The sequence below is a fragment of the Microbispora sitophila genome (genome assembly GCF_014892245.1).
In the GTDB taxonomy this organism is placed as follows: domain Bacteria; phylum Actinomycetota; class Actinomycetes; order Streptosporangiales; family Streptosporangiaceae; genus Microbispora; species Microbispora siamensis.
Window position 1 is genome coordinate 126562 of record NZ_JADBGC010000016.1, and the last position, 18407, is coordinate 144968.

General features: G+C 72.2%; 20 protein-coding genes. 13 read left to right on the plus strand and 7 right to left on the minus strand.

The features are described from left to right. Nucleotides 1-70 precede the first annotated feature (70 nt). Entirely contained in the window at nt 71-673 is a 603-nt protein-coding gene (locus IL992_RS28060; RefSeq protein WP_193206372.1) for an alpha/beta hydrolase family protein, read from the plus strand. Here the strand turns inward: IL992_RS28060 and IL992_RS28065 are convergent. Both IL992_RS28065 and IL992_RS28070 read right to left on the minus strand, forming a co-directional pair. After that, the gene (locus IL992_RS28065) at nt 670-870 is read right to left on the minus strand and encodes a DUF5999 family protein (RefSeq protein ID WP_079313908.1); all 201 of its coding nucleotides are present in this window, start codon (nt 868-870) and stop codon (nt 670-672) included. The genes IL992_RS28060 and IL992_RS28065 overlap by 4 nt on opposite strands. Before the next feature lie 323 nt (nt 871-1193). Continuing rightward, complete coding sequence (locus tag IL992_RS28070) at nt 1194-1769, minus strand: TetR/AcrR family transcriptional regulator C-terminal domain-containing protein (RefSeq protein WP_193206373.1); 576 nt, start codon at nt 1767-1769, stop codon at nt 1194-1196. A 142-nt stretch (nt 1770-1911) separates the two neighbouring features. Here IL992_RS28070 and IL992_RS28075 point away from each other — a divergent pair, with 142 nt between their 5' ends. Together IL992_RS28075 and IL992_RS28080 are read left to right on the plus strand one after the other, a co-directional pair. Continuing rightward, on the plus strand, nt 1912-2364 hold the full coding sequence (locus IL992_RS28075; protein ID WP_226873912.1) for a hypothetical protein: 453 nt from the start codon (nt 1912-1914) through the stop codon (nt 2362-2364). 251 nt (nt 2365-2615) lie between these two features. Next, entirely contained in the window at nt 2616-3992 is a 1377-nt protein-coding gene (locus IL992_RS28080; protein WP_226873913.1) for a cytochrome P450, read from the plus strand. A gap of 100 nt (nt 3993-4092) precedes the next feature. Here the strand turns inward: IL992_RS28080 and IL992_RS28085 are convergent, their stop codons facing one another. The 3 genes from IL992_RS28085 to IL992_RS28095 all read right to left on the minus strand — a co-directional run bounded on the left by IL992_RS28085 (nt 4093) and on the right by IL992_RS28095 (nt 7233). Continuing rightward, nucleotides 4093-5472, minus strand: coding sequence for an RNA polymerase sigma factor (locus tag IL992_RS28085; protein WP_193206375.1), 1380 nt, complete (start codon nt 5470-5472; stop codon nt 4093-4095). 168 nt (nt 5473-5640) lie between these two features. After that, on the minus strand, nt 5641-6021 hold the full coding sequence (locus IL992_RS28090; RefSeq protein WP_193206376.1) for a hypothetical protein: 381 nt from the start codon (nt 6019-6021) through the stop codon (nt 5641-5643). Between the two features lie 39 nt (nt 6022-6060). Further along, complete coding sequence (locus tag IL992_RS28095; RefSeq protein ID WP_319018875.1) at nt 6061-7233, minus strand: AMP-binding protein; 1173 nt, start codon at nt 7231-7233, stop codon at nt 6061-6063. 103 nt (nt 7234-7336) lie between these two features. Here IL992_RS28095 and menB point away from each other — a divergent pair, with 103 nt between their 5' ends. The 6 genes from menB (at nt 7337) to IL992_RS28125 (ending at nt 14302) form a co-directional block, all read left to right on the plus strand. Next, nucleotides 7337-8167, plus strand: coding sequence for a 1,4-dihydroxy-2-naphthoyl-CoA synthase (menB, locus tag IL992_RS28100; protein WP_079313902.1), 831 nt, complete (start codon nt 7337-7339; stop codon nt 8165-8167). 133 nt (nt 8168-8300) lie between these two features. Beyond that, a complete protein-coding gene (menD, locus tag IL992_RS28105; protein WP_193206377.1) occupies nt 8301-9950 on the plus strand; it encodes a 2-succinyl-5-enolpyruvyl-6-hydroxy-3-cyclohexene-1-carboxylic-acid synthase in 1650 nt (549 codons plus the stop codon). 127 nt (nt 9951-10077) lie between these two features. Then, on the plus strand, nt 10078-10719 hold the full coding sequence (locus IL992_RS28110; RefSeq protein ID WP_193206378.1) for a DedA family protein: 642 nt from the start codon (nt 10078-10080) through the stop codon (nt 10717-10719). A 55-nt stretch (nt 10720-10774) separates the two neighbouring features. After that, nucleotides 10775-11305, plus strand: a complete 531-nt coding sequence (locus IL992_RS28115) for a DUF1203 domain-containing protein (protein ID WP_193206379.1) — start codon at nt 10775-10777, stop codon at nt 11303-11305. A gap of 73 nt (nt 11306-11378) precedes the next feature. Then, nucleotides 11379-12698 carry a serine hydrolase domain-containing protein gene (locus IL992_RS28120; RefSeq protein WP_193206380.1) on the plus strand — a complete coding sequence of 440 codons (1320 nt, stop codon included), beginning with the start codon at nt 11379-11381 and terminating at the stop codon, nt 12696-12698. A gap of 8 nt (nt 12699-12706) precedes the next feature. Beyond that, nucleotides 12707-14302 (plus strand): helix-turn-helix domain-containing protein, encoded by a 1596-nt coding sequence (locus tag IL992_RS28125; protein WP_193206381.1) that lies wholly within the window; start codon nt 12707-12709, stop codon nt 14300-14302. Nucleotides 14303-14358: 56 nt separating this feature from the next. On the opposite strand, the gene IL992_RS28130 is transcribed toward IL992_RS28125, so the two are convergent. Then, nucleotides 14359-15042 (minus strand): TioE family transcriptional regulator, encoded by a 684-nt coding sequence (locus IL992_RS28130; protein WP_193206382.1) that lies wholly within the window; start codon nt 15040-15042, stop codon nt 14359-14361. 90 nt (nt 15043-15132) lie between these two features. Here IL992_RS28130 and IL992_RS28135 point away from each other — a divergent pair, with 90 nt between their 5' ends. The 4 genes from IL992_RS28135 (at nt 15133) to IL992_RS28150 (ending at nt 17660) form a co-directional block, all read left to right on the plus strand. Further along, nucleotides 15133-16308, plus strand: a complete 1176-nt coding sequence (locus tag IL992_RS28135) for an erythromycin esterase family protein (protein ID WP_193206383.1) — start codon at nt 15133-15135, stop codon at nt 16306-16308. 78 nt (nt 16309-16386) lie between these two features. Further along, the gene (locus IL992_RS28140) at nt 16387-16848 is read left to right on the plus strand and encodes an SRPBCC family protein (protein ID WP_193206384.1); all 462 of its coding nucleotides are present in this window, start codon (nt 16387-16389) and stop codon (nt 16846-16848) included. Continuing rightward, nucleotides 16845-17195, plus strand: a complete 351-nt coding sequence (locus tag IL992_RS28145; protein ID WP_193206385.1) for an ArsR/SmtB family transcription factor — start codon at nt 16845-16847, stop codon at nt 17193-17195. The genes IL992_RS28140 and IL992_RS28145 overlap by 4 nt, the downstream gene beginning before the upstream one ends. A 21-nt stretch (nt 17196-17216) precedes the next feature. Next, a complete protein-coding gene (locus IL992_RS28150; protein ID WP_193206386.1) occupies nt 17217-17660 on the plus strand; it encodes an SRPBCC family protein in 444 nt (147 codons plus the stop codon). An 18-nt stretch (nt 17661-17678) separates the two neighbouring features. Here IL992_RS28150 and IL992_RS28155 read toward each other — a convergent pair whose 3' ends face one another. Further along, complete coding sequence (locus IL992_RS28155) at nt 17679-18302, minus strand: TetR/AcrR family transcriptional regulator (RefSeq protein WP_193206387.1); 624 nt, start codon at nt 18300-18302, stop codon at nt 17679-17681. Nucleotides 18303-18407: the final 105 nt, after the last annotated feature.

Consider the following 18407-nt stretch of genomic DNA (forward strand, 5'->3'; position numbering starts at 1 on the left):
GGGCGCGTGCCATCCTCCGATCGGAGGGTCGCCTCCTCCTGCTCCGGTCGGACCCGCTACCGTCACCCGCATGGAGATCGAGACCCCGCACGGCCGCGCTGTGGCCGAGGTGGACGAGGCGGCCGATCCGCGGCTGCTGCTGGTCCTGACCCACGGGTCCGGGGGAGGTGTCGACGCCCCCGACCTGCTCGCCGTACGGGACGCGGTGCTGGCGGCCGGGGGGACCGTCGCACGGGTGACCCAGCCGTTCCGCCTGCGCGGCGCGCGGGCGCCGGGATCGGCGGTCAAGCAGGACGAGGCGTGGCTGTCGATCGTCGCCGCGCTCCGCGAGCGCCACCCGGGCCTGCCACTCGTTCAGGGCGGGCGGAGCAACGGCGCGCGGGTCGCCTGCCGCACCGCGCGCGCCGCCGGGGCCGAGGCGGTGGTGGCGCTCGCGTTCCCGCTCCACCCGCCGGGCAAGCCGGAACGGTCGCGGGCGGAAGAACTGCGGCAGGCGGGGACCCCCGTGCTCGTGGTCAACGGGGATCGGGATCCGTTCGGCGTGCCGGACGAGAAGGACGCCGCACGTCTCGTGGTCCTCCCGGGGGAGGGGCACGAGTTCAAGAAGGACCCCGCCCGGGTGGGCGAGGTGGTGGCGCGGTGGCTGCTTTCGCCTCTGCCGGTGGAGGGCTAGGCCGCGCTGATGGCCATGTCGGTGGGGCGGTGCGGGGCGATGACGCCGCCGTCGGGCAGCAGCTCGCCGGTGTCCTCGAACAGCACGACGCCGTTGCAGAGCAGGCTCCAGCCCTGCTCGGGGTGACAGGCTATCGTGCGGGCGGCTTCTCGGTCCTTCGCGTCCGCGCTGGGACAGGCCGGTTCATGAGGGCACATCGCCGGGGCTCCGTGTCTTTATCGTTCGCTCGTTTTGTCTTCCGGGTGTCCGTGGGGTATGACGCACACCACACTGGACTACACCAGTTTGCGGCTCGGCCGCATCCGTACGACATAGTCAGTTCGGAGCATTTCCGCCGGTCGGGCAGGGGACCCGACCGCACCCCGAGCAGGCTCACGCACACTGATGTGACCTAGTACACAAGAATGCCCCATTGGAGGCAACGGTCCGGCCTCGACACGCCGACGGCCGGGTAACCGAGAGATCACAGATTCCGGCGGCCGGAAGCGACCGTTGTGGACGACCCGGAAATTCCCAGGTCTCAGCCGCCGAGGCCGGCGATCAGCGCGTCGAGGCCGTGCTCGAAGTCGCGCTCGCCCTCTGCGGTGCGGGCGTCGCGCACCTCGGCGTCCGGGTCGGCCCACCCCGACTGCTGGACCTCCACCGCCACGCTGCCGAACACGTAGGCCCGCAGCGCCCGGACCGCTCCGGCCGGGTCGCCCGCCCCCGCTTCGCGCAACTGCTCGGTCTGCTCCCCGATCGCGATGAGAGCCGACCCCTTCGGAGGCTTGGTCAGGGCCAGCGACAGCACGCCCGGGTGCTCGAGCAGCGCCGCACGGCTCGCGCGGGCCCAGGCGCGCGCCCTGTCCTGCCAGGTGGTGGCGGTGGCCGGATCGACCTCCACGGTCGTCACGTGCTCGGCGAGGGCGTCCATCAGCGCCTCCTTGCCCCGCGGCAGGTGGTGGTAGATGGCCATGGCCTCCACCTGGAGGGCGTCGCCGAGTCGGCGCATGGTCAGCCGGCGCAGGCCCTGGCCGTCGGCGATGTGCAGGGCGGCGTCGATGATCCGCTCGCGGGACAGGGGGACGGGTGGTCGCTTGGCAGGCACGGCGATCATGCTGCCACATCGGCCCTTACTTGGTAAAGGGCGGCGCACCCTGCGGTGCGGGCCCCCGCGCGGAGCGCGTACGCTACCGGTTGCGACGCGAGTTCGAGTGCGCAAGTCCGATTGCGTGAGTTCGATACCGAAGGGGCTGACGATGGCGTTTTTCCGTCCGCGGGTGAGCCGGGAGGCGGAGGTCCGCTACCACGCGGACCTGGAGATCCGGAAGGACTTCGACCAGGTGCTGGAGAAGGTCCGGGTGGCGCAGCGGCGGTTCCAGGAGGCGAAGGCGGCGGGCGCGCCGCTCCCCGAGCTTCGTGAGGCGGCCCTGGGCCTCGACGCGGCCCTGACCGAGGCGCTGCGCGCCGCGGAGGCGGGCCAGCGCGCCACGTTCGGCGTGAAGTCCTACGACAGCAGGATCGCCCGTCGCAAGGCCAAGGCCACCCCTGACGGCGCGCTGTGGACCGACGAGGTGAACCGCCTGCGCACGCTGCGCGAGGCGCACCGCCTGAGCGGCATCCCCCGGGTGCCCCGCGCCTCCAAGACGGGCGACCCCGCCCGCCTGACCCCGCGCGACGTGCGCAAGGGCCTGGCCGCCGCGCACCACTAGGCACGAGCAGGTCCACGCAGGCCCGCCCGCCGGCCCGCCGGGGTTCTTCCGCCCTGGCGGGCCGGTCGTCGTTCTGCCCGGCATGCCCTGGCGACGAAGGGATCCCGCCTCCTGACAGGGGGACTCGCAAGGTCTACGATCACGCCTCACACCCGGGCGTTCGCATCGTTGGAAAGGCCCGGGGTCCAGAGAGGCAGGCCCCCTTGACTACCGACTCACGGTTCGCGCCGCGCGCGGGAACACTGACGTCGTTGCCGCTCGAACCCCTCTTCACCAGGGAATACGACGCCGACCCGGCCCTCGTCCACGAACGGCTCCGCACGACGTACGGGCCCGTGGCCCCCGTCGACCTCCTCGGCGTCCCTGTCTGGTTCGTCCTCGGCTACGGAGAGGTGCTGCACGTCCTGCAGAACGCGGGCGACCGGTGGAGCAAGTGCGTGGCCAACTGGCGCGCGTACACCGAGGGCCGCGTTCCCGCCGATTGGCCGCCGTTGACCCTCCTCGCGGCGGACAACACCGGGTTCCAGGACGGGGACAGGCACCGTCTGGGCCGCGCGGCCTGGGACGCGGCGCTGCGGCCATACCAGGACCCCGCTCATCCGCAGGCCCAGGCGATGGAACGCGCCATCCTGCGGTACTGCGACGATCTCATCGACGTCGTCACGGAGGGGACGTCCTCCGGGCTCGCGGACCTGTGCGCCCAGTACGGGCGGCCGCTGCCGTTGATGGTCGCCAACCGTCTCCTCGGCGTCACCCTCGAGTACGGGGACGACATGGTGATGGACTTCTGGCGCCTGCTGGACGGTCCGGACTCCGGCGGGGCGTACCAGCGGCTCTACGCCGCCCTTCACGATCTCGTGACGGCCAAACGGAGCCGCCCCGGTGAGGACTTCATCTCCTACCTGTTCGCCGCCAAGCCGGACTTCACCGATGACGAGCTGGCCCGCGAGCTGTTCCTGCTGCCCGCCTTCCTCGACTTCACCGGCAGCCTCATCTGCAACGCGGTGGTCGAAGTGATCACCAACCCGCGGCTGCGGACGACTCTCTCGACGGGCGCGATCGAGGAGGCGGTGAACCGGGTCGCGATGCTGAAACCGGCGATCGCCAACGTCACCCTCCGCTACGCCAGGGCGGACGTGAAGCTTGGGGGTTTCACGATCACCGCGGGCGACCCCGTGCTGCTGTCCGTCGCGGCGGCGAACAACGATCCGCAGATCGCCTCCGCGCTGAGCGACGACACCGTGCGCAGCACCCGGGCCCACCTGTCGTGGGGCGCGGGACCGCACCGGTGCCCGAGCCGGCGGCTGGCCACCCAGATCACCACGATCGCCGTGCGCCGGCTGCTGGAGCGATTCTCGACGCTGAAACTCGCCCTCCCGCCCGATCAGCTGCCCTGGCGTCCCTCTCCCTTCATGCGCGCGCTGCGGTCCCTTCCCGTGCAGTACGAGGTCCGCCAGGACTTCGTACTGCCGCCTCGCCGGGAGACCCGGGAGACAGGGGCAGGCGACTCGGCGGGCCGGCCGCAGGGCATCCCCGGCGACGGCGACAGTCCACCCGCCCGCTCCGCACTGTGGGCGTTCCTGCACCGCCTCCGCGGCGGCAGAAGGGACGACCACCAGGCCGGCTGAAAAGCCGTACGGCCCGCGCCCTCTGAGGGCGCGGGCCGTACGGATATGTGAATCATCCGGACCAGACGTCAGCTGGCCCAGATCTCAGCTGGCACAAATTTCAGCTAGCCCAGTCGAGCAGCGGGCGGGTGTTGCTTGGGTGGCGCAGCTTGGACAGGGACTCCTTCTCCAGCTGGCGGATCCGCTCCCGGGTCAGGCCCAGGTGCTTGCCGATCTCGTCCAGCGTGTGCGGCTTGCCGTCGGCCAGGCCGAAGCGCAGGCTCATGATCTTGGCCTCGCGCGGCGACAGGTTGCTCAGCACACCCTTGAGCTGCTCGGCCAGCAGCTGGCGGTCGACGACCTCGGACGCCTCGGGGGAGTCGACGTCCTCGATGAGGTCGCCGATGCGGGTCTCGCCGTCCTCGCCGATGGTCGAGTCGAGGCTGATCGGCTGCCGGCTGGTGCGCAGCAGCTCCTCGATCTGGTCCGGGGTCTTGTCCAGCTCGACGGCCAGCTCCTCCGGCGTGGGCTCCCGGCCGAGCCGCTGGTGCATGTCACGCTCGACGCGCGACAGCTTCGACAGCATCTCCAGCACGTGGACGGGCAGCCGGATCGTCCGGGCCGAGTCGGCGAAGCCGCGCTGGATGGCCTGCCGGATCCACCACATGGCGTACGTCGAGAACTTGTAGCCCTTGGTGTAGTCGAACTTCTCGACGGCGCGGATCAGGCCGAGGTTGCCCTCCTGCACGACGTCGAGCAGGGCCATGCCGCGGTCGGTGTACTTCTTGGCCACCGAGACGACCAGGCGGAGGTTGGCCTCCAGCATGTGGTCCTTGGCCCGCCTGCCGTCCTCGATGACCCACTCCAGGTCCTCGCGCACGTGCGGGGGCAGGTGCTCGCCGTTCTCCAGCGCGGTCTCCAGCTTGTACTCGGCGTACAGGCCGGCCTCGATGCGCTTGGCCAGCTCCACCTCCTGGGCGGCGGTGAGCAGGGTGCGGCGGCCGATGGACTTCAGGTAGGTGTGCACCGAGTCGCCCATGACCGAGGAGGTGTCGTCGAGGTCGAGCGTCTCGCCGTCCTCCGCCTCGGCCTCGTCGGCCTGCAGCTCCTCCTCGTACGGCTCCTCGTCGGCGGCCTTGGCCGTCTTCTTCGCGGCGCTCCTGGAGGCCGGCGCGCTCTTGGCGGCCTGCGCCGCGGCCTGGGCGGCCCGGCGGGACTTCCTGGCCGGCGCCTTGGCCGGGGTCCGCGCCCCCGTCTCGGCGGTCGTCTGCGCGCCCGGCTCGTTCTCCGTGCCGTTGTCGGTGGCCAGGTTCACGCCCGCCTCGGTGAGCTCGCGCAGGATCGAGCGGCCCTCGACGGGGCTGACGCCGGCCTTCGCGAAGGCCTCGCGCAGCTCCGACAGGGAAAGGCGACCCTGTGCACGGCCTCGCTCCAGCAGCAGGTCGAGCGTCGTCGGGGTCGCCTCGCGCTCGGGCGAGTCCGCCACGGCGGTCCGGGGCATGAGGACACCTCCTCCTTGCGGAGTTCATGGTTGGTTCGAGGTTTCTGATGCTTGCGATCGGGGCGCGGCGTCCGCCCGCTCAGCGCACCAGTATCAATAACGCTCTCGCGCCTGGTTTGTTCCCTCACCCCGCGGGGGAGGCCTGCCGGATCCGGCGGAGCGGCCCGGTCATTCGGGGATGATGACGCTGACCTCGGGCACCGGCATGGGGTCAGCGCCCTTGATGCGCTCGCGCGTCCAGTAGTCGGCGACCCCGTCCGGGTCGTCCGTGAGGACCTTGGACATCACGCCGGGGTCGTCGGCCTCGGGAGTGGACCGCGCCCCGGTGAGGTCGCGGCCGGAATCGTCGGGGGAGACCTCGACCGATCCTCCGTGGCCGCCCGTCGCAGGGCCGAGCTTGGCGGCGGGGGCGTCGCCCGCCTTCGCGACGTCGTCGAGGCGGCCGGCGAAGGCGGCGGCCGTGACCGACGCTCCGCCCACGATGACGACGCCGACGAGCACGGCGGAGGCCATCATCTTGTGGGCCGGCGTGAGGCGGATCGGTTGCATGCGGCGTCCCCTTCCCCTGCTCTTACAGACGCACGAAGGTCATCCGCGGTTCCGGTTCTTGAGTTCGACCATATCGGGTTTGCCGTTGGGCAGGAGCGGGATCTGGGACACCAGCTCGACGGCGCGCGGCGCGGCGTAGGCGGGCAGCCGCTCCTTGGCGAAGTCCCTCAGCTCCCCGAGCGTGACCTCGCCGCCGTCGCGGGAAACCACGACGGCGACCACGATCTCGCCCCACTCGGGGTCGGGCCTGCCCACCACGACGACGTCGCGTACGGCGGGGTGCCCGGCCAGGACCTCGGCGACCGCGCCGGCCACGACCTTGCGGCCGCCGGTGTTGATCACGTCGTCGGCCCGGCCCAGCACGGTGAGCCGTCCGTCCTCGATCGTGCCCAGGTCGGAGGTGACGAACCAGCCGCCCTCGAAGGGCCGTTCCGCGCGCAGGCGGTAACCCGAGAACAGCACCGGGCCCGCGATCCGCACCCGCCCGTCGCCGCCGATCTTGACCTCGACTCCGTCGAGCGGCACGCCGTCGTACACGCACCCGCCGCTCGTCTCGCTCGAGCCGTACGTGGTGACGATCCTGGCCCCCGCCGCGCGTGCCTCGGCCAGCAGGCCCGAGGGAGCGGCGGCCCCGCCGAGCAGGATCGTGCCGAAGGCCGCGACGCCGGCCCCCGCGTCCAGCATCCGCCGCAGCTGGGTGGGGACGAGCGAGACGTGGTCGGCCCCGCTCGCGGCGACGTCGGCGGGGGAGAAGCGCGCGTGGACGATCGGCTCGGTGCCGCACAGCAGCGACCTGATGAGCACCTGCGCGCCCGAGATGTGCGACGGCGGCAGGCAGCACAGCCAGCGGTCGCCTTCACGGGCGCCGAGCCTGGCCAGCGAGGCACGGGCCGAGGCGAGCAGCGCCTCGGCCGTCAGCTCCACCCCCTTGGGAGTGCCGGTGGAGCCGGAGGTCGCGATGATCAGCGCCGCGTCCGACGGCTCCCCGTCCGGCATGCGCCGGACGCCGTCGGCGGTGACGACATGGGTGGGGCGCAGCGCGGCGAGCGTCGCCTCCAGCGCGGGCCGCGGCAGGTCGGGCGACAGCGGCAGCACGGCGGGCCCGTCGCCGGCCAGGGCCTGCCGTACGGCCTCGGACAGGGCGGGCCCCGGAGGCAGGACGAGGGCGTGCACGGGTCGCTGTCCCGGGCGGTGTCCTGGAGTGCTGAGCACGGTCGTAAGGTTAGTCCCGGCGCCGTGGCCGGAGGCGACCGCCTGGTCGGTGACGGCGCCTGATTGATGACGACGCCTGGTTGGTGACGACGAAGGAGCGGGTGTGACGAGCGGGGTCGACTGGAAGCGGTCGGGCGAGTACGAGGACATCATCTACGAGACCGCGGAGGGGATGGCGAAGATCACGATCAACCGCCCCGAGCGGCACAACGCCTTCCGACCGACGACCTTGTTCGAGCTCCGCGAGGCCTTCAACCGCGCCCAGGAGGACACCGAGGTCGGTGTGATCATCTTCACCGGCGCCGGGGACAAGGCGTTCTGCTCGGGCGGCGACCAGAAGATCCGGGGCGACGACGGCTACGTGGACGACAAGACCCACGGCATCGGCCGGCTCAACGTCCTGGACCTGCAGGTGCAGATCCGCCGCTGCCCCAAGCCGGTCATCGCCATGGTGGCGGGCTACGCCATCGGCGGCGGTCACGTGCTGCACGTCTGCTGCGACCTGACGATCGCCGCCGACAACGCGAGGTTCGGCCAGACCGGTCCGAAGGTGGGCTCGTTCGACGGCGGGTACGGCTCCTGGCTGCTCGCCGAGACCGTGGGCCTCAAGCGGGCCCGCGAGATCTGGTACCTGTGCCGCCAGTACGACGCCCAGACCGCGCTCCAGTGGGGCCTGGTCAACGCGGTGGTGCCGCTGGAGCGCCTGGAGGAGGAGACCGTCCAGTGGGCCCGCGAGCTGCTGGAGAAGTCGCCCCTCGCGCTGCGCATGCTGAAGGGCGCGCTCAACGCGGTGACCGACGGCGCGGCCGGCATGCAGCAGTTCGCCGGCGACGCGACGCTGATCTACTACATGAGCGAGGAGGCCCAGGAGGGCCGCGACGCGTTCAAGGAGAAGCGCAAGCCGGACTTCTCGAAGTTCCCCCGCCGCCCCTAGAAGGGCGCGTGATGACGGCGGCCTCTCCGTTTTGCCGTACGCTTGCGGCTGCGGGAACGGGAGGAGACGGGCGGGTGGACAGGAACCGGGCCGGTCTGGGCGTTCTGAATCTGGGCGTTCTGGAGGCGCGGCGGTGAACCCGGCGACCGCCCTCTCGACCGTCCTGATCGACGAACTGGTGCGTTGCGGGGTCACCGACGTGGTGCTCGCCCCGGGCTCCCGGTCCGCGCCGCTGGCGCTGGCCGCGCACGCCGAGTCGCGGGTGCGGCTGCACGTGCGCGTCGACGAGCGGTCGGCCTCGTACGTCGCGCTCGGACTGGCCAAGCGGTCCGAGCGCCCGGTGGCCCTGATCTGCACCTCGGGCACGGCGGCGGCCAACTTCCACCCCGCCGTGATCGAGGCGTCCGAGTCGGGCGTGCCGCTGCTCGTGCTGACCGCCGACCGGCCGCCCGAGCTGCGCGGCACCGGCGCCAACCAGACGATCGACCAGGTCAAACTGTACGGCTCGGCCGTGCGCTGGTTCGCCGAGGTCGGCGTGCCGGAGGAGCGGCCGGGCCAGGTGGCCTACTGGCGGTCGCTGGTGTGCCGGGCCTGCCAGCGCGCCGCCGGGCCGCCGGACCCCGGGCCCGTCCACCTCAACGTGGCCTTCCGCGAGCCGCTGATCCCCGACGGCGACGCGAGCTGGTGCGAGCCGCTGGACGGCGACGCCTCCGGCGCGTGGTTCCGGGCGCGGGTCGCGCCGCCCTCCGCCGCCCTGCACATCCCGCCGACCCGGCGCGGGGTGCTGATCGTCGGCGACGGCGCCGCCAACGTGCGGCGATACGTCGCCGCCGCGGGCATGGCGGGCTGGCCCGTGCTGTCGGAGCCCAACGGCGGCGGCCGGTACGGCGACCACGCGATCTCGACCTACCACTTCCTGCTGGGCGACCAGGAGTGGGCCGACGCCCACCGGCCCGACGTCGTGGTCACTCTCGGCCGCCCCGGGCTGTCGCGCCCGCTGCTGTCGTGGCTGCGCCGGGCCGAGGAGCACATCGTGGTGGCCTCCGACCTGACCCGGTGGCCCGACCCGACCCGCTCGGCGACCCAGGTGGCCCAGGCGGTGGAGATCCCGATCGCGGCCGGCGGGGACGCCTGGCTGCGCGCCTGGCGGCACGCCGACCACGTGGCCCGCGAGGCGATCGACGCCGTGCTCGACTCCTCCGGGCTGACCGAGCCACGGCTGGCCAGGGACCTCGTCGAGGTGCTGCCCAACGGCTCGCTGCTGTTCTGCGGCTCGTCCATGCCGATCCGCGACCTCGACCAGGCCATGCGCCCCCGGCGGGGGCTGCGGCTGATGGCCAACCGGGGCGCGTCGGGCATCGACGGCCTGGTCTCCACCGCCGTCGGGGCCGCGCTCGCCCACAACGGCCCGGCGTACGCGCTGATCGGCGACCTCACGCTGCTGCACGACCAGAACGGCCTGATCCTCGGCCCGCGCGAGCCCCGGCCCGACCTGTGCCTGGTGGTGGTGAACAACGACGGCGGCGGGATCTTCTCGCTGCTGCCTCAGGCCGCGCTGGAGGACCCGTTCGAGCGGGTCTTCGGCACCCCCCACGGGGTGGACCTCGGCTACCTGGCCGCCGCGAGCGGCCTGCCGTACACGCTTGTCGAGGACCCGGAGGAGCTGTCCAGGGCGATCAAGGGGGACGGCCTGCGGATCGTGGAGGCGCGCACCGACCGGGTGAGCAACGCGGCCGTCCACGTCGCGATGCGCGACGCCGTACGCGCGGCGATGCGCGACTGATCGTCTTCCGGTCGGAGGCGGGGCACGCCCGTCCTTCCAGCGGGTTACCCGCCTTGGTCCTTTCGGCGGATGTCGCACCCCTGAGGCGACGGCAGAATGGGTGCTGTTACCGCGTTGAGGGAGTGAGATGCACGTCGACGAGTGGCTGCAGACCATCCCGTCCGTATGGGTCTACGTGCTCGTGGGCGCCGTCATCGGGCTGGAGAGCCTGGGCATCCCGCTCCCGGGTGAGATCGTGCTGGTGAGCGCCGCGCTGCTGTCGTCCAGAGGGGTTGTGGACCCCGTGGTCCTTGGGCTCTGCGCGAGCGGCGGCGCGATCGTGGGGGACTCCATCGGCTACCTGATCGGCCGCAAGGGCGGACGGGCGCTGTTCGACCGGCTGGGACGGCGCTTCCCCAAGCATTTCGGCCCCGCGCACATCGCCAAGGCGGAGCACATGTTCAACCGCCACGGGATGTGGGCGGTGTTCTTCGGCCGCTTCATCGCCCTGCTGCGGATCCTCGCGGGGCCGCTGGCCGGGGCCCTGCACATGCCCTACTGGCGCTTCCTCGTCGCCAACGTCCTCGGCGGCGTCGCCTGGGCCGGTGGGACCACGGCCGCGATCTACTACCTGGGCGTGGTGGCCGACAAGTGGCTCAAGGGCTTCTCCTGGGTGGGGCTGGTGATCGCCGTCCTGTTCGGCCTGGGCACCACGGTGTGGCTCAAGCGCAAGGCCGCCAAGGCGGCGGGCGAGGAGGAGAGCGTGCCGGAGACCGTCAGCGCCTCGTAACGCGCCGTCCGTTTTCCGCCAGCCTTCCGGACGGCCGGAAGACCACGATGAGGGCATGGCGTTCGAGATCAGGGCCATCGAGCCCGACGTGCTTGACCAGCTCAGGAAGACCGACGACGCCGGGCGCCGGCCGCGCCGGATCGTCGAGGAGGAGGGCGGCAACCCGCTGCGCTGCTGCCTGCGCCGCTCCCGGCCCGGGGAAGCGGTCCTGCTCGCGGCCTACGCGCCGCTGCGCCGCTGGGCGCTGGAGACCGGCGCCGACCCCGGGGCGTACGAGGAGGTCGGGCCGGTTTTCGTCCACGAGGAGCCGTGCGAGGGACCGCAGCCCGGCTATCCGTCGGCCATGGGCGGCCCGCGGCGGGTCTTCCGCACCTACCGCGCCGACGGCTCCATCCTGAACGGGCACCTCGTGGAGGCGCACCAGTCGGCCGACCCCGTCGCGGCGTCGATCCTGCTGGACACCCTGCTGGAGGACCCGGACACGGCGGTGGTCCACGTGCGGGCCGTGGAGTTCGGCTGCTTCCTGTTCGAGGTACGGCGCGACGTGTTGGAGAATCCCACTACGGGCAACGCGCCGGTTCGTTGAGGTGAACGAAGCAGCGGCGGGAAAGGACGCCTAGCGTTCGGGCAACGGCCCGGCGACGAAAGGACCTCCTCCGATGGCTGAAGTGGCAGGACGATGGCAGACCCGGCTCGGTGAGCTGATCGCCGAGTACGAGGTCCCCGGAGCGACCCTGGCCTTCCTGCACGAGGGAGAGGTCCACGAGTTCGCCGCCGGGGTGCTCAACGTCGCCACCGGCGTCGAGGCGACTCCCGACTCGCTCTTCCAGATCGGCTCGATCACCAAGCTGTGGACCTCGACGCAGATCATGCTGCTCGTCGAGCAGGGACGGGTCACCCTCGACACCCCGGTGCGGGAGATCCTGCCGGAGTTCAAGGTGGCCGACCCGGAGGTGACCGAGACGGTCACGCTCCGGCACCTGCTGTCGCACACCTCGGGCATCGACGGCGACCTGTTCCTCGACACCGGCCGGGGCGACGACTGCCTGGAGAAGTACGTCGAGGCGTGCGCCAACCTCGCCCAGAACCACCCGCTCGGCGCCACCCAGTCGTACTGCAACTCCGGCTTCTCCGTCGCGGGGCGGGTGGTCGAGCGGCTGACCGGCACGGTGTGGGACGCCGCGCTGCGCGAGCAGGTCGTCGAGCCGCTCGGCCTGACCCACACCTGGACCCTGCCGGAGGACGTCCTGCGCTTCCGCGCGGCCATGGGCCACATGGGCGGCGCGCCCGCGCCGATGTGGGGTCTGATGCGCTCGGCCGGGCCCGCCGGGCTGATCTGCGCCCGCGCCGCCGACGTCGTGGCCTTCGCCCGCGCCCACCTCGAAGGCGGCCTGCTGGCCGACCCGCGGGCGATGTGGGAGCCGCAGGTGGACGTGCCCAACCCGCACACGCTGGGCAGGCAGTGGGGGATCGGCTGGATCCTCGACGAGTGGGACGGCCACCGGGTGATCTCCCACGGCGGCAACACGATCGGCCAGGCGGCCATGCTCTGGGCGGTCCCCGACACGGGCACGGCCGTGTGCGTGCTGGCCAACGGCGGCCATACCTCCGCCTTCCAGCACGCGGTGGCCACCGAGCTGTTCGCCGACCTGCTCGGCCTGGCCGTCCCGCCCGTGCTCGGCCCGCCGGCCGAGCCGTACGAGACCGACGTGGAGCGGTACGCCGGGATCTACGAGCGGGCCGGCATGCGCATCACGATGACCGTGCGCGACGGGGTGCTCGCGACGCACATGGAGGCCACCGGGGCCCTCGCCGACGCGCAGCCGCCCATGGACTTCGACCTCGTGCCGGTGGACGACGTCACCTTCGTCGGCCGGCCGCAGGGGCAGCCCGACTGGTGGTCGGCGGTGTTCTTCCGGCTCGCCGACGGCACGCCGTACGTCCACCTCGGCGCGCGGGCCACGCCCAGGATCGGCTGAGGCGGGGGATGACCGCACGGCCGCGCGCCACCCTGCGCCGGGTCCTGGAGGACCTCGGCAGCACGGTGCTCGACGTGGCCGCCTCACCCGGTGACCTCGACGCAGAGGTCACCGGGGTGCACATCTACGACCCCCTGGACGAGCTGCTGCTTCAGGAGGGGGCTCTCGTGCTCGCCGTCGGGGTGGACTCGGCCGAGCGGGTCCGGGCTCTGCTCGACGCGGCCGGTCCGGCGGCAGGCATCGTCGTCAAGCAGCCGGTGGAGGTGGACGAGCCGCTCCGCGCGAAGGTCCTGGAGACCGGAGTGGCGGTGCTCGGCCTCACCCGCGCCGCCTCCTGGGCCCAGGTGGCGGCGCTGCTGCGCTCCCTGCTGGCCGAGCTCCGGGGTGAAGGCGATCTCACCGCGTCCGGACAGCCGCCGCCGGACGGCCTTTTCTCACTGGCCAACGCCGTGTGCGCGCTGCTGGACGCGCCGGTGACCATCGAGGACCGCTCCTCGCGCGTGCTGGCCTACTCGGAGCGGCAGGAGGAGGCCGACCCCGGGCGGGTGGCGACCGTGCTCGGCCGCCAGGTGCCGGAGCGGTATCGGCGGATGCTGGAGGAAGGGGGCGTCTTCCGCCGGCTCTACCAGAGCCGCGAGCCGATCTACATCGAACTCGACGACGAGGGGATCAACCGGGCGGCGGTGGCCGTCCGCTCGGGGGACGAGATCCTCGGCTCCATCTGGGCCGCGGTGCGCGAGCCGCTGAGCGAGCAGCGGCGGCGCGCCCTCGCCGACGCCGCCACGATCGTCGCGCTGCAGCTCCTGCGGCAGCGCGCCGGGGCCGACACCAGCAGGCGGCTGCGCGCCGACCTGCTGTCGACCGTGCTCGCCGGTGGCCGCGACGCGGCGGAGGCGGCGGGCCGGCTGGGCGTCGCGAGCGAGCGCCTGTGCGTGCTCGCGGCCCAGCTCACCGAGGAGACGTACGACGACGCCGCGCGGCTGGAGGGCGACCGGCAGCGGTTCTGCGACGCCCTCGCCCTGCACGTCGGGGCCATCCACCCGAAGGCCGCCGCCGCGCTGGTCGGCTCCGTTGCCTACGCCGTGCTGCCCCTGCAGGCGGGCGGGCAGGAGGAGACGCGGGCCGTGAGTGTGGCCGAGAGTTTCCTGACCAGGGTCGGCCCCCGGCATGCGGCCAACATCGGCGTGGGGCGCCTGGCGGCCGACCTCACCGAGGTGGCGCGGTCGCGGGCCGACGCCGACCGGGCGCTGCGGGTGCTGCGCGCCAGGGGCGCCTCCGGCCGGGTGACCGGGTATACCAGCGTGCACTTCGAGGCGTTGCTGCTCCAGCTGTCCGATCTGGTCAGGGCGGAGAAGCAGGCGCCCACCGGGCCGTACGAGCGGCTGCTCGCCTACGACGCCGAGCACGGCAGCGAGCTGGTCGCCACCCTGCGGGCCTACCTGGACGCCTTCGGCGACGTCAACGCCGCCGCCACGCGGGTCCACGTGCACCCCAACACCTTCCGCTACCGCCTCAAGCGGCTGGCGGAGATCGGCGGGCTGGACCTGGCCGACCCCGACGCGCGGCTCGGTGTCATGCTCCAGATGCGGATCTTCGGCCGGTAGCACGACGCGCGCCGTTCCGTGGCCATGCCGTTTCCTGCGATGGACGTGACGCGGCCTCAGGGTTCGCGGGCGCGGAGGTACGCGTCCAGGCCGGCGGCGCCCTCGAGCATGGCGCGGCCCCGGGCGGACAGGCGGGCCTGCCAGTCACGCAGGGCCGACTCCAGCGGGGCGACGCCTCCGGCGGAGCGGACCTGAGCGATCAGCGGAGCGATCTGCTCCAGCAGGTAGCCGCCCCGCCTGAGCTGGTGGGCCAGCCGGGCGTCGCGTACGTCGGCCGCGCTGTAGATGCGGTAGCCGGTCTGCGGATCGCGGCGCGGCCGGACCAGCCCGGCGTTCTCCCATTTGCGCAGGGTGGCAGGGCGGAGGCCGAGCCTCCTGGCCAGGGGACCGATGAACGTGTCGCCGCGCTCCTGGGGCATGGGCGCCAGATCGCGGAGCGCGGCTTCGACGGCCTGGAGGGTGCGGCGGTCGTCGAGGAGCTGGCCGTGGCTCTCGTCGATGAGCCGCAGCGCGTCCTCGGTGGCGCCCCGGTTGACCGCCTGCATGATCGACGTGGCCGTCCGGTGACCGTGCCCGGTTACGAGGGCGAGGAACGCGCGCAGGGCCTGCGCGTGCAGCGGCGTGTAGGTGCGGTAGCCGTGGACGGTGCGTTCGGCGGCGGGCAGGATGCCGGCGTCCTCGTAGTTCCTGATCGCCTGGGTGGACAGGCCGTGCTCGCGCGCCAGGTCCACTGGCCTCATGGATGCATCACCGATTGAAGGTCCATCGCGGTGGAAGGGGGGGTTTCGGAGAAAAGTTTACATGGAAGGTTCAGCGATACCGTTGAAGGCATGAACATCAAGGACACGGCCCGGCAGCTCGATGGCGCGGGCATCTCGGCGTTCCTCCGGTCGCTTCCCGCCGAGCCCCTGCTGCTGGGCCTGGGCGAGGCCAGACACTTCGTGGGGGAACTCGGCGAGTTGCGCAACGAGATCTTCCGGCATCTGGTCGAACACGAGGGCTACCGGTCGTTCGCCATCGAGAGCGACTGTCTCATGGGCCTCGTGGTGGACGACTACATCGCGACGGGCGCGGGCACGCTCGACGACGTCATGGAACGCGGCTTCAGCCACGGCTTCGGCGCCTCACCGGCCAACCGCGAGCTCGTGCGCTGGATGCGGGCGTACAACGAGGAGCATGACGAAAAGCTCCGGTTCTTCGGGTTCGACGGCCCTCTGGAGTATTGGGCGGCGAGCCCGCGCCAGGCGCTCACCGCCCTCCACGCCCTCCTCGACGGCCCGCTTCTCCCCGCTGTGGTAACCGGGGAAACCCTCGACACGCTGCTGGGCCCGGACGACCGGTGGTCGAACGAGGCCGCGGCCATGGATCCGTCCCAGTCGATCGGCCGGTCCGCCGACGCCCAGCGGCTGCGACTGATCGCCGACGACCTGGTGGCGCTGATCGGAACGCAGGCGCCGCAGCTGAGCGCGGAGGACAGGGAGCGGGCGGCACTGTACGGGCGCACCGCCACCGGCCTGCTCCGCTACCACTACTGGATGGCCGACGCGTCCCCGGCACGGTGGACCCGGCTGTCGGCCCTGCGGGACGCGATGATGGCCGCCAACCTGCGTGCCGTCGCCGAGCACGGCCCGGCCCTGGTCTTCGCCGGCAATCTCCACCTGCAGCGGAACAAGAGCCTGATGCCGTTCGGCGACCAGCTGCTGGAGTGGTGGAGCGCCGGAGCGATCACCGCGACGCATCTGGGCGACCGGTACGCCTTCCTGGCCTCGGCCTTCGGCACGGTCGCCGACGACGCCCCGCCCCCGGACACCGTCGAGGGCATCCTGTCCACGCTGCCGTGGGACCACTCTCTCGTCGACGCCCGCCGCCTGGCCGAGGCCATCACGATGCCGGACCCGCGCGTCTCCCGCGATTTCGCCTACTTCCCGCTGGACCCGGCCCAGCTCGACATGATCGACGGCGTCGTCTTCCTCAAGTTCCTCAAGCAGGTTGTCGAGCTGAGTTGACCGACGTGCAACTTATGGTTGCGTGAAGTCGGCCCTCCGGATAGGTTGATGTGCAACCAAACGTTGCGGGAGGCTGACATGGAGTTCGGCACCATCGAGCGCGAGATCTACATCGAGGCGTCGCCGGAGATCGTCTTCGAGGTGGTGAGCAGTCCCGACCACCTCAAGGAGTGGTGGCCGGACGACGCCAGGTACGAGCCGGCGCCCGGGGCGGCAGGGGAGATCGTCTTCGGCGACCGCGACGCCGGCGGGGCGGTGGTGTCGTTCACCGTCGTCGACGTGCGGCCGCCGCGGACGTTCTCGTTCCGCTGGACGCACCCGGCCGGCGAGATCGCGGCCGAGGGCAATTCGCTGCTGGTCACCTTCGACCTGACCCCCTCGGGCGGCGGGACGCTGCTCAAGATGACCGAGTCCGGCTTCCGCGAGATGGGCTGGGAGGCCGCCGTCCTCGAACAGCAGTACCGGGAGCACCTCACCGGCTGGGACTTCTACCTGCCGCGCCTGGTGCCGTACGTCGCGACGCTGCGGGTGCGGCCGTGAGCGCCACGGCGGCGGAGAACGTCGACGACGACCTCTGGTCGGCGATCGGAGATCCGACCCGGCGCCGGATGCTCGACCTGCTGCTCATCGAGGGCGACGGCACCGCGACCTCGCTGGCCCAGCGGCTCCCGGTCACCCGTCAGGCGGTGGCCAAGCACCTCGGCGTCCTCGACCGGGTCGGCCTGGTCCGGGGGACGCCGGCGGGCCGGGAGAAGCGGTATCGGGTGGACGACGCCCAGCTCGCCCGGGCGGTGGCCCAGCTGTCGTCCGTCGGGGCGGCCTGGGACGCCCGGCTGCAGCGGATCAAGCGCATCGCCGAGGCGATCCAGCGCACCCAACAGGACTGACGAGACCAAGGAGAACCGAAGATGGCGGACATCCTGCACAGGATCGGCGTCAAGACCCCGACGCCGGAGAAGGTGTACGACGCGCTGACGACCGTCGAGGGCCTCGCCGGCTGGTGGACCGACGACACGAAGGGGAGCGGCGACGTCGGCGGCGTGCTCGAGTTCCGGTTCCCGGTCGGCGGCTTCGACATGGAGGTCGTCGAACTGCGGCCGTCCGAGCGCGTGGCGTGGCGGGTGGCCGACGGCCCCGAGGAGTGGATCGGGACGACGATCGACTGGGATCTGCGCCAGGACGGCGACTACACGATCGTGCTGTTCAAGCACCGGGGCTGGAAGGAGCCCGTGGAGTTCATGCACCACTGCAGCACCAAGTGGGGCACGTTCCTGATGAGCCTGAAGTCCCTGGTGGAGACCGGCGAGGGCGCGCCGGCGCCCCGGGACGTGCAGATCAGCGACTGGCACTGAGCCGGGCGCGTTGCTTGCCTACCGGGACCGGGGGCGTAGCCCATCCAGGATGAGCTGGGCGATGTGCGCGGAGCGCTCGCGGCTGGTTTCCGCGCCGGCGTGGCGGATCGCGGCGAAGGCGCCGGCGACCAGTGCCATCACCTCGTCGACGGTGAGGTCGGGACGCACGGCGCCGGCCGCGTGCGCGCGCTCCAGCAGGTCCGCGACATGGCGCGTGAGATCCGCCGCGACGTCCGGCGCGGCGGTGCGCAGGTCGAACTCGGCGGCCACCAGCGCGCTCTTCACCGCTGCGTTCTCCGCGCCGCTGGCCATCATCGCGGACAGCAGCGTGAACAGGGCCGCGGGATCGCCGGTCGCGGTGAGTGCTTCCGCTTCCGCCACCAGGTGCCTGAGCTGGTCGGTCGCGACGGCGAGATACAGGGCTTCCTTCGTCGGGAAGTGCCGGTGAACGGTGCCGGGGCCGACACCCGCACGGCGGGCGATCTCATCGAGCGAGACGCCGAGACCCTCCGTCGCGAACAGTTGCTGCGCGGTCCGCAGGACACGCTCGCGATTGCGGCGTGCGTCGGCTCGCAGCTCCCGCTCGCTCCCATGAGCTGCCGTCGGGTTCGCCTGAGCCGGCTGAGGTGGCTGGCTGGACATGTCGGTATCAGCATAACCGGGGCGCCGCACCGCATAGTATGGCCATAACCGGGGCGGCGCACCGGTTGGAGCTCGCGCCGCTCGTCATGACCGACCCGTCAGCCG